The organism is Plantactinospora siamensis (assembly GCF_042434095.1).
In the GTDB taxonomy this organism is placed as follows: Bacteria; Actinomycetota; Actinomycetes; order Mycobacteriales; family Micromonosporaceae; genus KBS50.
Window position 1 is genome coordinate 1 of record NZ_JBHLUE010000021.1, and the last position, 12,669, is coordinate 12,669.

Here is a 12,669-nt window from a genome sequence, read left to right on the forward strand (position 1 = left end):
ACTTGCCCGCGTCGGGCTTGTCGGCCGAGACCGTCTGCACCGCCGCGGCGGCGGGCTTGGCGCTGTGAGTGTCGGCGGCCATCGCGCCCGTGACCGGGCCGGCGACCAGACCACCGGCGAACGCCATACCAGCAACCGACAGGACCGTCTTACGCATCAGCGTCGTCTTCATGTGAGAACTCCTTGGGGGGTTGGGCCGGCACGCACGCATGGGGGGACCGCGCGCGACGACACGAAAAGAACAAGAGGGGGAAGAACCAGCCCGCACACCCGGGGGGTGGGCGCGGGCGGAAAAATCAAGAACAAGATCCGCACGATGACCGGGGCCCAGCGGGGGGCGCTCCTACGGTCATCCGGACCGGGTGTAACCACGACCCGCCCGCCACCATTCCCCGACCCTGGGGGTCTCGGGGGTGGCTCTCGGACCAGGCCCACCGCGCCGGGCGGGCAGGTACTGCGGCCGTGGACCCGGTACAACGTCCGGGCCCCCACACCGATTCCAGCCAACCCGACAAACCGGGCAACCCCCCGAGTGCCGGTCACCACAGGCCACCACCCAACCAACCCCAAACCCGACACCCAGCCCGCCCGCACCCAAACCGGGAACGATCCGAACCCCTTGATCAACACAAGATCGCGTGGCAGAGGGTCCCGACCCGAACCACAACCCCCAGATCCGCCGATCTCGTGTCGATCAAGGCCGGAGCGCCCAACCTCGCCCGTCGTTTCCGGTCGGGGCCGGCGCGTCAGCGTTGACCGGTACCGAGCAGCCCGGAGAGCAGGCCGCGAAGCGTGCGCTCGAAGAGGTCCTGCCGGGGCACGGGACCGGCCGGCTCGGCGAACGCGGCCACCAGGTGCGGGTACGCGGCGAGGTCCAGGCCGGCGAAGGTGACGGACCCGGCGGACGCCCCGGCGCGGGCGAACAGGGACACCACGCCGGTCACCATCGCCATGGCCTCGAACTTGGCCGTCGCCGAGCAGCGCACGGGCCGCAGGATGTCCAGGCAGTGGTCGAGGTAGCCGAGGGTGTTGGGGCCGGGCGACACGCCGCGCCGGACCAGCTCGACCAGCCAGGGATGCGCCTGAAACAGCATGAGCTGCCGGCGGGCGAGCGCCAGCATCCGATCGAGCCAGCCGGCGGCGGCCGCGCCGCCGGCCGGGGACGCGTTCGCGACACCGGGGTCCGGGACGGCCGGAAACGGCATCAGCTCCCCCACCACCCGATCGGCCATCAGATCCAGCAGGTCGTCCCGGCCGGACAGGTACCGGTACAGGGTGCCGGCGCCGGTGCCCAGCTCGGTGGCGACGGCCCGCATCGACACCGCGGCGAGCCCGTGGGAGTCGGCGAGGGCGACGGCCGCCGCCACGATGGCCTCCCGGCTGTGCCCCGGCGCCGGGCCCCGGGCGCCCCGCTCCGGCCGCGCCCAGATCGACTCCCGGCCCGGATTCGTGGCTGCGTCGCTCACCGTTCCACTGTAAACTGCAAACGTCGTTCGCGGTTATTCGGGGAGGAAGGCGCACATGGAACGGATCACCTCATCCGACGGCGCACCGATCGTCGTTCACTCCACCGGGCAGGGGCCCGGCATTGTCCTGGTCCATGGCGGCGGGGTCACCATCGACGCGTACCGGCGGCTCGCCGCGACGCTCGCCGACCGGTTCACGGTGCACCTGTACAACCGGCGCGGGCGGGCGGACGCGGCGCCGAAGCGTGAGCCGTACACCGTCGAGCAGGAGGTCGAGGACCTCGCCGCCGTGCTCGAGCACACCGGGGCCGACAACGTGCTCGGGCACAGCTACGGCGGCATGGTGGTGATGGAGACCGCGCTTCGCCGGCCGGGGCGGCGGATCGCGCTGTACGACGGCGCCGTGCAGGTGGACGGCATCTTCCCGACCGGCTACCTCGATGCGGCCGAGGCCGCCCTGCGGGCCGGGGACACGGCGCGGTCCCTGTGCATCGTGGGCGCCGGCGTCAACGACAACTCCGCGGCGGCGCGGCTCCCGCTGGGCGTACAGCTGGCCATGACGCGCCTGCTGCTGCGCACCCCGATCGGACGGACGATGGGTGAGTTGCTGCCGACGACGCTGCCGGAGAGCCGGCAGGTGGCGGCCCACGACGGACCCGCCGACCGGTACGCCGGGATCGAGGCCGAGGTGCTGCTGGTCTCCGGCGCCGCCGGCCCGCCCGCGTTCGCCGCCCTGAACGAGGCGCTGGCCCGGGCGCTGCCCCGGGCCCGGACCCTGCTGATCCCCCGCTGCCGGCACGATGCCATCAACCGGGCCTTTCCCCGGGTCGTCGAGCCGATCGCCGCGTTCTTCGCGGCCCCGGTGACCCAGCAACGGTGAGTGGGATAGGAAGTGCCGCCCGGCCGTCGGTTACGGTCGGTGCATGACCCGCGCCACGCCCCCTCCCCCGCCGCCCGGCGCGAGCATCGCCGGCGGGTCGTCGTGAGCCGCCCGCGACTGGTGGCGTCCGACCTCGACGGCACGCTGCTGGACACCGCGTCGATGCTCACCGATCGCACCCGGGCGGCGCTGCGGTTGGCGCGCTCGGCCGGCGCCCGAGTGGTGGCGGCCACCGCCCGGCCGCCGCGCATCGTGGCACTGCTGTTCGGCGGCCACGAGGGCGGGGAGGACGGCGACATCCGCGAGGCCGTCGCCGGCAGCCGGGACGCCGACAGCCGGGACGGCCGCCGGGCGGGTGCGGACGGCGGCACCGAACGGTCCGCCGGGCCGCTGATCGACGCCGCGGTCTGCGTCAACGGCGCCGTGCGGTACGACCTGGCCAGCGGCCGGGTCGACATCCGGCACCCGCTCGATCGGGACCTGGCGGCGCGGGTGATCGACGAGGTGCACCGGCGGATCCCGGGTTCCGGAATCGCCGTGGAGACCGGCGAGCGGGTGTTCTTCGACCGGGGCTATCGGTACCGGCCGACGCTGGACCGGAACCGGATCCTGGTCGACTCGACCGCGGAGTTGCTGGCCGAGCCGCTGGTGAAGCTCATGGTGTCGCTGCCGGACCGCAACCCCGAGGCGGCCTGGGCGCTGCTGCGCCCGATCCTGGGCGGCCGCGTGGCCTGCACGTGGGCCGAACTGACCGCGCCGCTGGAGATCGCCGCGCCCGCCGTGTCGAAGGCGGGTGGCCTCGCCGAGCTGTGCGCCGACTGGCACATCGACCCGGCCGAGGTGCTCGCGTTCGGCGACGGGCCCAACGACCTGTCGATGCTCGACTGGGCCGGCACGGCGTACGCGGTGGCCAACGCCCACCCGGCGGTGCTGGCGGCGACGGTCAACCACACCGCCGGCAACGGCGATGACGGGGTGGCCCGGATCCTGGAGAAGCTGTACGGCTGACCGCATGCCCGGTCGGGACGGCGGGGCAGGGATGCCGCGCCCGCTGCGCGAGCATTCCGGGCCCGGCGCCGTCCCGGCCGAGGCCGGCCGGGACGGGGGGCAGCATCCTGACAGCACCCACTCGGGCCCGGACCCCAGCCGACGAAGCCGGCTCCGCCGGGCGGGGGCTGTCCCCCAGCGGTGTCGGAGGACAACCGCGTTCTGCCCGGCCGGTGGCGTTCCTAGCGTGATGTGCGAACGCGGACCGGCGAGAGGGGACGGGCATGGCCTCCACATCGGAGAGCGCACCGACGGGTGACGGGGGGCTGTTCCGGGAACCGTCCGGGCGGCCCCGCAAGGGGTGGCGGCTCGCCTGCTACCTGGTTCTGGTGCTGGGCGCCACCGGGGTCGCGGCCGCGCTGGCCGGGGATCGCCTGCCCGCGAATCTGCTCGCGCACGCCGTCATCGCGGTGACCGCGGTGGGCCTCGCGTACCTGTTCCGCCGGTTCGTCGACCGCCGGCCGTGGGCGGACATCGGCCTGTCCCGGTGGCGCCCGCGCGACGCCCTGGTCGGCTTCGGGGCCGGGACGGCGTCGCTGGCGGCGGTGTTCGTCGCCGCCCGGGCGCTCGGCTGGGTCCGGGTGACCGGCACGGAACTGGGCGAACGGGCTCCGGCCGCCGTGCTCGCGCTGCTTGCCGCCGGCCATTTCATGTACGCCGCCAGCGCCGTCATGCAGGAGGTCGCCTTCCGTGGGTACGCGTTGCAGACGCTGGCCGAGGGTTGGCCGTTGCGGCGGGCCGCGGTGGTGTCCAGCCTGATCTTCGTGCTGCCGCACTTCTCCGGCGTGCCGGCGGCGCCGCTGCTGGCGCCGATCCTGACCGCCGACCTGATGCTGATGGCGGGCTTCTTCGTGCTGACCCGCCTCGGCACCGGCTCGCTGTGGCTGGCCGTTGGCTTCCACACCGCCTGGAACTGGACAATGGACACCGTGCTGTCGATGGACACCGACGCGGCGACCGACTACGGCAACGCGCTGATCCACGTACGCGACCAGGCGCCGGCGCTCGGCCTCGGGCCCGGCCAGGCGACCGAGTGGCTGTACCTGGCCAACAGCGCGGTCCTGTTCACCGGCGCCTGGCTGGTGGTCCGGCGGCGGCGCGCGCCGCACGGGCCAGCGCGTCCGTCGGCGGACGGCCCGGCGTCGCACGGTGCCGCGCCGCACAGCAACTCGCCGGACGGGCCGGGACCGCACGGCTCGGCGTGGGTTGGCGCGGGGAGCGACCGATGACCGTGCTGCTGCGCGTGCTGACCGAGCCGTTCCGGGCCCGCACCTGGCGCGAGACGGCGCACCTGCTGCTCGGAGCCCTGGTCTCGGTGGTTTGCCTGGCCTTCGTGGCCCTGCTCGGCTACGCCCTGATCGCCAGCGTCACCGTCGCGGGGCTGGCCCTGTTGGCCGCCGTGGTCGCGTCCGCCCGGGCGGTGAGCGTCGTCGAGCGTGCCCGCGCCCGCCTGTTGGCCGGCACCGGCCCGCCGCGGCCGGCGCCGCTGGCGCATACCCGGTCCGGGCCGGTCGGCTGGACCCGGGACGCGCTCGGCGACCGCACGGGCTGGCGGTGCCTGCTGTACGCGCTGCTGGCCGCGCCGCTGGGGGTCGCGCAGGCCTACCTGGTGGCGCTCTGCTGGGTGGAGTCGGTGGCCGCACTCAGCTATCCGCTCTGGCGCGGCTGGCTGCCGTCGCCGGGTCAGCAGCCGGCCGGCCGGATCGCGGTGGTCGACTGGCGTTGGCATCCCGGCGACTGGCCACCGCACCCGGTGCTGGTCAGCGCCGCCGGACTGGTCGGTCTGCTGGCCACGCCCTGGCTGGTGCACGGGCTCACCGCGGCGGACCGGCTCCGGTGGCGACTGCTGCCGGGGCAGCCGGCCGACGACCGGCTGCGGGTGATGACCCGTCGCCGCGATCAGGCCGTGGAGCAGTCCCGGGCGCACCTGCGACGGCTGGAGCGCGACCTGCACGACGGCGCCCAGGTGCGCATCGTTGCGCTGGCCATGGAGCTCGGGCGGGCCCGGGAGGAACTCGAGGCCGGCCCGCCACATCCGGCCGCCGCGCGGGTCGCGGCCGCGCACGCCGAGGCCAAACAGGCGCTGGTCGAGCTCCGGGACCTGGCCCGTGGCATCTATCCGGCAGTGCTCACCGACCTGGGGCTGGACGGCGCGGTGCCCATGGTGGCCGCCCGTTGTCCCGTGCCGGTGAGCACCGAGCTCGAGCTGGCGGCCCGGCCCACGCCGGTGGTGGAGGGCACGGCGTACTTCTGTGTCGGGGAGCTGCTGGCCAACCTGGCCAAGCACAGCCGGGCCCGGGACGGCTGGGTGCGTATCCGCCGCCGCGGGGACCATCTCGTCGTGCAGGTCGGTGACGACGGCGCCGGCGGGGCGGTCGTGCGCCCCGGCGGTGGCCTCGCGGGGCTGGTCGAGCGGGTCGACAGCGTCGGCGGAACGCTGACCGTCACCAGCCCGGCCGGTGGGCCTACGGTGGTCACCGTGGAGCTGCCGTGCGTCTCGTGATCGCCGAGGACGCCGTCCTGCTCCGCGACGGGCTCGCCCGGCTGCTGGCGGAGAAGGGCCACGAGGTCGTGGCGACCGTGGCCGATCCCGACTCGCTGCTTCGCGCGGTGGCCGAGCACCGGCCCGGGCTGGCCGTCGTCGACATCCGGATGCCTCCCTCGTTCACCGATGAGGGGCTGCGCGCCGCCCTCGCCATTCGGCGGGACCACCCCGGGACCGCCGTGCTGGTCCTGTCGCAGTACGTCGTGGACCGCTACGCGACGGAGTTGCTCGCCGGCGACATCCGCGGCGTCGGCTATCTGCTCAAGGACCGGGTGGCCGACACTGGGGACTTCCTGGATGCGGTGGCGCAGGTGGGCGGTGGCGGCACGGTCATCGACCCCGAGGTCGTCCGCCAGCTGTTCAGCCGCGGCCGGCGGGACCCGGTGCTGCGTACCCTGACCGACCGCGAGCGGCAGGTGCTCACGAGCATGGCGGAGGGCCGGTCGAACGCCTCCGTCGCCCGCCGTCTGCACATCTCGGAGGGCTCCGTCGAGAAGCACGTGGCCAGCATCTTCGGCAAGCTGGGTCTCGCTGCCGACCGGGACACGCACCGACGGGTCCTCGCCGTGGTGGCGTTCCTGCGGGAATCCGATGAGGACGGGGGCTGAACGCGCCGGCTGAGCGGTCACGCCGGCCCGACACGTGGGCGTCGCACGGATCCGGGCTCAGTGCGCGGGCTCCGGCTGGATCCGGTCGGCCGCGGCCGGGGGCGCCGCGCGCCGCCCGGGCAGCAGTCCGCGCAGCAGGTCCCGGCCGGTGAGCAGCCAGGAGACGCCGAACGCCGCGACCGAGACGACCTCGCCGAGGTACAGCGGCGTCAGCTCCCAGACGTCCGCGTGCAGCAGCCGGCCGAGCCCCACCCAGGCGACCGCCGCGATGATCAGCCAGCCACAGAGCTTCTGTACGCGGGCCATGCCGGGGCTGGCGTTCCGGTTCTGCTCGCGGTAGGCGAACAGGAACGCGAGCACCGCGATGCTGAGCATGAAGACCGCGGCGCAGCAGAAGTGGACGGTGGCCGTCGGTGTCTCCCCCAGGGACTGCTGGATCGGTGAGCAGCCCGCCGGCTCCGGTACGGTGCCGCAGCGGGCCGCGCCGGCGGTCAACTCGGGGCGGGAGGTCGGGAAGAACACGACCCCGATGACCGCGATCCCGGCGAGCAGGCTGAGCCAGAAATCCCAGGTCCTCGGCTGGCCCGCCAGGTAGGTCACCAGCAGGAAGCCGGTCACGGACAGGCTCGCCACGAAGATGTCCCGCATGGGGGTGAAGTAGTACGCGCTGAGCGAGCCGCGCACGTGCACGCCGCCGCGCAGGAAGTACGCCTCACCGACGATGAGCACGACCGGCAGCAGGATCCCGATGAGCCCCACCGAGGTCCGGATCAGCAGGTACGACTTGGCATACAGCACGGCCGGGTCGTCGCGGTCGGCCAGGTCGCGGGGCCGGGGAACGGTGTCCATGGTCGGCACGCGCATGGCGTCCTCCGGAGCGGGAGGCGTTGACGAGGGGCCCGGGCCGCACCGGGAGCGGTGCCAGGGGCCCATCCTTACCTGCGGACAGCGTCGCACCGTGGGGGTCGGGCCGCTGTCACATCGCGGACATATCTGTCGACATTGACCACCGACCGGCGTTGGAGCGGCACGCACTGGCGCCGCCCGAGCCAGCAAGGGCGTAGGTCAAAAGCCCCTGATCGACCGGCGGCTGGCCCAGGCGGCGCACCGGCCCGGCTCACGCACTGTCCAGGTGGCCGCGCTGTTGCAACACGAAGAGCAAGGCCACGGCGGGTACGACGAGCAGCAGCGCGAAGGCCGCCACCACGGTGAGCGCCGCCAACGTGGCGTCCGGCGCGGCCGCCGCCCCGATCCGCAGGTGCGTGCCGAGCAGGTACGGATACTGGGCGACGCCCCACCCGACCACCACGGTGCCGGCGGCGCTGACCGCGAGGGCCTGTAGCAGCCGGGGCGCCGCCCGGTGCAGCAGGAAGAGGCTGGCCAGCCCGCACAGCGCCGAGATCAGCACCAGCGGTAGCGCCCGGGTGGTCAGCCCGGTGAAGAGCCGCCCGGCATCGGCGTGCAGGACCGCGATCCCGGCCAGCGCCACCGCGCCGGTGCCGATCGCGCTGCCCTGGGCGCGGCGGCGGAAGCGGCGCTCGATGCCGTCATCGGACCGGAGCCGCGCCTCCGCTGTGAGGAACACCGCGGCGACGAACGCCGTGACGCCGACCGCGAGCAGCCCGCCGAGCAGTGAGGTCGGGTTGACCCAACCGGTGATCGGGTCGCCGTGACCTCCGGTCGGCACCCGGCCGGAGGCGATGCCGCCGGCCACGGAGCCGAGGAAAAACGGTGTGATCACCGAGGACGCCGCGAACGCGGCGCCTGCGGCCCGCTGCTGGTCGGTACGGACCAGCACCTTGCGGAAGGCGAAGCCGCTGCCGCGCACCACGATGCCGAGCGCGGCCAGCCCCAGCGGGATGTAGAGCGTGGTCATGATGGCGGCGAACGCGGGAGGGAAGGCGGTCCACAGCATCACCAGACAGAAGATCAGCCAGACGTGGTTGGCCTCCCATACCGGGGCGAGGGCCTGGTCGACCAGGTGCCGGGGCTCGGCACCCCGCCGGGCGCCGCCGGCGGTGAGGTCCCAGAAGCCCGCTCCGTAGTCGGCCCCGCCCAGCACGGCGTAGGCGGTGACGCCGACGAACAGCACGACCGCGGCGAGCGTGCTCATGACCGGCCCTCCACGGCAGGGGCCTCGCCGGCCGCCGCCTCGCGGGCCCGGGACGGACCGTAGGGGACCTCCCCCTCCCGGGCGCCGCCCTGATCACGCCACCTGGCCCGGATCAGCCGCAGGACATAGATGGTTGCGGCCCCGACCGCGGCATACAGCAGCAGGGTGGCCGCGAAGAACAGCCACAGGTTGCCGTTGGTGGCCACTGCGTCCCGGGTCAGCAGATGACCGACCACCGTCCAGGGCTGGCGGCCCACCTCGGTGACCACCCAGCCCGCCTCCAGGGCCACCACGGCCAGCGGCCCGCTGACTGCGGTTGCCCGCAGGAACCAGCGGCTGCGCGGCAGGTCGCGCCGGCGCCACCAGGCCAGCGCGTACCATGCGGAGAGCGCCAGCAGGGCTGACCCGATGCCCACCATCACGTCGAAGCCGAGGTGCACGATCGCCACCAGCCGGTCCGGGGGACGGACATCCGCGGGGACGGCGTCCAGGCCGCGGATGCGTGTCGACGGCGAGTACCCGGATAGCAGGGAGGCGCCGTTCGGGATCCGGATCCCGGCGTGCACCTCGCCGTCGGCGTAGTAGCCGCCCAGCACCTCGGGCACGTGCGTGCCGGTACGCGGCACAGCCTCGATGGCGGCGAACTTCGCCGGCTCGTTGCGGTAGACCTCGCGGGCGGCCACGTCGCCCACCACGATCTGCAGTGGGGTCGCCACGGCGGCCACGGTCAGCGGGATGAGCAGGCCGAGCCGGTGGTACCGGTCGCGGCGCCCGCGCAGCATCCCGACCCCGTACACGCCGGCGATGATGAACCCGGCGACCATGTACGCGGCCAACAACATGTGGACGGACTCATACCAGAAGGCGCCGTTGAAGATGACGGCGAGCGGGTCGACCTGGACGATCCGACCCTCCCGGACGGTGAAGCCGCCGGGGCGGTTCATCCAGGAGTTCGCGGCCACCACCGAGGCCGTGCCGCCGATGCCGGAGAGCACCACGGGCACGCCCGTCCAGAAGTGCGGCCAGGGGCGCATCCGGCGCCAGCCGTAGATATAGATGGCGACGAAGATCGCCTCAAGGAAGAAGAACAGCCCCTCCACCGCGAACGGGATGCCGAAGGCTGCGCCGTAGGCGCCCATCAGCCGCGGCCAGAGCAGTCCCAGTTCGAACGACAGAACCGTGCCGGACACCGCGCCCACCGCGAAGAGCACCGCCGCCACCTGCGACCAGCGGCGGGCCAGCAGCAGCGCCGTCTCGTCGTTGCGGCGGATCCCGCGAGCGTTGGCGATCAGCATGAGGAAGGTGAACGCCACCCCGAAGGGCACCAGGATGATGTGGAAGCCGAGCGTGAACGCCATCTGCTCGCGGGCCGGCAACAGTTGGGCTGGGTCATCGGCGGGCAGCAGCAGTGGTCCGAGGGTGGCCATCCAGGCGGGCATGTCGGCCGGGCTACCCGGCTTCGGCCGGGGGAAACACCGATCAGCTCGTCGGCCGCAGGGCGTCCACTCTGGCGACGGCCTGATCGAGCTGGGTCTCGGTGAGGCTGCCCGAGCGGATCTGACCGACGATCGTGTCGATGGTCGAGTCCACCACGCTCTCGTCGTACACCTGCTGGTTGGCAAAGACGAGCAGGTCGACGCCGGCCTGCAGGGCCAGCGTGACCGCCTGGTCGGCCGGGACCTTGCGGGTGATGGCGGCGGCCTGCATGTCGTCGCTGACCACCGGGCCCTTCCAGCCGAGCTTGCCGCGCAGCAGGTCGGTCACCACGGCCCGGGACAGCGAGGCCGGATGGTCCGGGTCGAGCCGGGTGTTCAGGATGTGCGCGGCCATCACCGAGTCGACCACGCCGGCCGCGATCAGCCGCTGGAACGGTTCGAGTTCCCGCTCCTGCCAGCTGCCGCTGACGTCGACCACGTCGAAGTCGGTGTTGCCGGTGGCGCTGCCCAGCCCGGGGAAGTGTTTGATCACCGTCTTGACCTTGGCGTTCCGGTGCGCCTGCAGCTCGATCGTGGCGTTGCCGACCACCACGTCCGGGTCGCCGGAGAAGCTGCGCCCCAGCTTGCCGATGGCCGGGTTGTCCGGATTCACGTCCAGGTCGACGACCGGGGCGTAGTTCAGGTTCGCGCCGATGGTGGTGAGGTCCTTGGCGATGCCCTCGGCCCAGGTCCGGGTGGTGCCGGGATTGTTGGCCGCGCCGATCTCGGCCTCGGACTGGCTGGCCGGGAAGCCGTTTGCGGGGTTGAGCCGGGAGGTCTGGCCGCCCTCCTGGTCGATCGAGACGATCAGCCGCCCGGGTGAGGCCTGCCGCAGGGACTTCACCAGGGCCGCGGCCTGGGTGGGCGAGCTGATGTTGCGGACGGCGTTCGTCTGCAGGTCGCGGTCGAAGAGGATCACGCCGCCGAGCCCGTTGCGGATCGCCCGCACGATCCAGTCGTTGTCGGTGACCGTCTCGCCGCGGAACCCCACCACCAGCAGGCTGGCGATCTTGCGCCGGAGGGCCGCGTCCGGACCCGCGGTCGCGCCGGACACCGACGGGGAGGCGGCCGGCGAGGCGAGGGCGTCGGCCCGCCGCGCCGGGGCCGGCGCCGCCCGGTCACACCCGGTCAGGACCGCCGCCGCGGCCGCGCCGGCGCCGGTGAGCAGCAGCCGGCGGCGTACGCGGGCATCGTTCACCCGGCCCACGTTACGCACCGGTCCACCCGCCCGGACGGCGGTTCGCGCAAACGCCGCCTCGAGCAAACGACGTCGGGCTCAGCCCGTGGTCGGGGCGGCGCTGTCGGCGGTGACCCAGGTCGGGTGCGCGGCCACGAAGGCCTGGACGTCGTCCTCGCGGACCGATTTCAGCAGCTGCAGGCTGGTCGGGCTGAGGATCTCCGCGCTGCCCACGCCGGGCACCGACCGGCTGTTGAAGGTGCCGTTGTTGGTCTTGATGGTGGTGATCGAGTCGGGCTTGATCCCCCGCATGGCGAACGCCCAGTCCTCGAGCTTGATCCCGCCGTCGTCGACCGTCATGGCCTTGCCCACCGCGGACAGCAGGGACGGCAGCTTGGTGGGCGAGTTCAGCCCGTCGCTCACCACCTGCTTCATGACGGCCTTGAGGAACTGCTGCTGGTGGCGCTGCCGGCCGTAGTCGTAGTCCCGGTTGGCCAGCAGGTCACGCTGCCGGACGAAGTCCAGCGCCTCGGCCGGGGAGAAGCAGTGGTTGCCCTTGGTGTAGATGTTCGGGGTGACCCCGGGGATGCGGTGGTTCACCGTACCGTCCGGATTGATCTTGTACGGCCCCGCCGGCCGGCCGTTGGCGTCCTTGCCGACGTGGATCGAGGTGGTCGTCTCGTCCACGTACATGCAGACCCGACCGAGCGTCTGGACCACCTGCTTGAAGCCGGTGAAGTCGATGATCGCGCCGGCGTCCGGGGTGATGCCGGTGATGTGCTTCACGGTCAGCGCCAGCAGCTCGAACCCGTGGGACTCGGCGGCCGCGCCGGTCAGCCCCTGGCTGCCGAAGGCGAACGCGGCGTTGATCTTGTTCTGACCGCCACGGTACGGCCGGACGCCGTTGTCGTACGCCGGGATCTCGACCAGCGTGTCCCGGGGCAGCGAGACCAGGTACGCCTTGCTGTGGTCGGCCGGGATGTGCATCAGGATGATCGAGTCGGACCGGACGAGATCGTTCGGGTTCTGCCCCGGGCGGGCGTCGAGGCCGACGAGCAGGATGTTCTTCGCCCCGGTGATGCTCTGGTGGTGCCGTTCCCCGCCCGCGCTGCCCAGCAGGTTGCGCTGGGTCACCTTGCTGGTGGCGGCGTTCAGCAGCGCCTCGCTGCCGCCCAGCGCGGCACCGCTGAGCAGCATCAACACGACGCCGACCCCGGTGCACCAGGCGGCCCAGCGGGGGATGCGTCGGATGCGCCGTCGCTTGGTGCCGGCGGCGGTCCGCTCGGCGCGGGCGTTGGAGCGGGGGGTCTGCGACACGGCGTCCTTCCTGCGGAGATGGCAGCGCAGGCAAGGCTACG

Annotated in this window: 11 protein-coding genes; 5 read left to right on the plus strand and 6 right to left on the minus strand. The window is 73.2% G+C overall.

Annotated elements, in window-relative coordinates:
• Positions 1–746: 746 nt before the first annotated feature.
• A complete protein-coding gene (locus ACFFHU_RS24740) occupies positions 747–1,466 on the minus strand; it encodes a TetR/AcrR family transcriptional regulator (RefSeq protein ID WP_377342631.1) in 720 nt (239 codons plus the stop codon).
• Between the two features lie 55 nt (positions 1,467–1,521).
• On the opposite strand from ACFFHU_RS24740, the gene ACFFHU_RS24745 reads away from it, so the two are divergent.
• The 5 genes from ACFFHU_RS24745 to ACFFHU_RS24765 all read left to right on the plus strand — a co-directional run bounded on the left by ACFFHU_RS24745 (position 1,522) and on the right by ACFFHU_RS24765 (position 6,546).
• Positions 1,522–2,346: an alpha/beta fold hydrolase gene (locus ACFFHU_RS24745; RefSeq protein ID WP_377342632.1), complete on the plus strand. Its 825-nt coding sequence runs from the start codon at positions 1,522–1,524 to the stop codon at positions 2,344–2,346.
• Between the two features lie 102 nt (positions 2,347–2,448).
• Complete coding sequence (locus ACFFHU_RS24750; protein WP_377342633.1) at positions 2,449–3,354, plus strand: HAD family hydrolase; 906 nt, start codon at positions 2,449–2,451, stop codon at positions 3,352–3,354.
• Between the two features lie 263 nt (positions 3,355–3,617).
• A complete protein-coding gene (locus ACFFHU_RS24755; protein WP_377342634.1) occupies positions 3,618–4,622 on the plus strand; it encodes a CPBP family intramembrane glutamic endopeptidase in 1,005 nt (334 codons plus the stop codon).
• A complete protein-coding gene (locus tag ACFFHU_RS24760; RefSeq protein ID WP_377342635.1) occupies positions 4,619–5,896 on the plus strand; it encodes a sensor histidine kinase in 1,278 nt (425 codons plus the stop codon). Before ACFFHU_RS24755 ends, ACFFHU_RS24760 begins: the two co-directional genes overlap by 4 nt.
• Positions 5,884–6,546, plus strand: coding sequence for a response regulator transcription factor (locus ACFFHU_RS24765; RefSeq protein WP_377342636.1), 663 nt, complete (start codon positions 5,884–5,886; stop codon positions 6,544–6,546). The genes ACFFHU_RS24760 and ACFFHU_RS24765 overlap by 13 nt, the downstream gene beginning before the upstream one ends.
• Before the next feature lie 57 nt (positions 6,547–6,603).
• Here ACFFHU_RS24765 and ACFFHU_RS24770 read toward each other — a convergent pair whose 3' ends face one another.
• From ACFFHU_RS24770 to ACFFHU_RS24790, 5 genes are all read right to left on the minus strand, one after another.
• Positions 6,604–7,410, minus strand: a complete 807-nt coding sequence (locus ACFFHU_RS24770) for a hypothetical protein (protein WP_377342637.1) — start codon at positions 7,408–7,410, stop codon at positions 6,604–6,606.
• Positions 7,411–7,663: 253 nt separating this feature from the next.
• Positions 7,664–8,659: a cytochrome d ubiquinol oxidase subunit II gene (locus ACFFHU_RS24775; protein ID WP_377342639.1), complete on the minus strand. Its 996-nt coding sequence runs from the start codon at positions 8,657–8,659 to the stop codon at positions 7,664–7,666.
• Positions 8,656–10,098, minus strand: a complete 1,443-nt coding sequence (locus tag ACFFHU_RS24780; RefSeq protein ID WP_377342640.1) for a cytochrome ubiquinol oxidase subunit I — start codon at positions 10,096–10,098, stop codon at positions 8,656–8,658. Before ACFFHU_RS24780 ends, ACFFHU_RS24775 begins: the two co-directional genes overlap by 4 nt.
• A gap of 40 nt (positions 10,099–10,138) precedes the next feature.
• Positions 10,139–11,332: a glycoside hydrolase family 3 N-terminal domain-containing protein gene (locus ACFFHU_RS24785; protein ID WP_377342641.1), complete on the minus strand. Its 1,194-nt coding sequence runs from the start codon at positions 11,330–11,332 to the stop codon at positions 10,139–10,141.
• A gap of 78 nt (positions 11,333–11,410) precedes the next feature.
• Positions 11,411–12,628 carry an LCP family protein gene (locus ACFFHU_RS24790; RefSeq protein ID WP_377342642.1) on the minus strand — a complete coding sequence of 406 codons (1,218 nt, stop codon included), beginning with the start codon at positions 12,626–12,628 and terminating at the stop codon, positions 11,411–11,413.
• Positions 12,629–12,669: the final 41 nt, after the last annotated feature.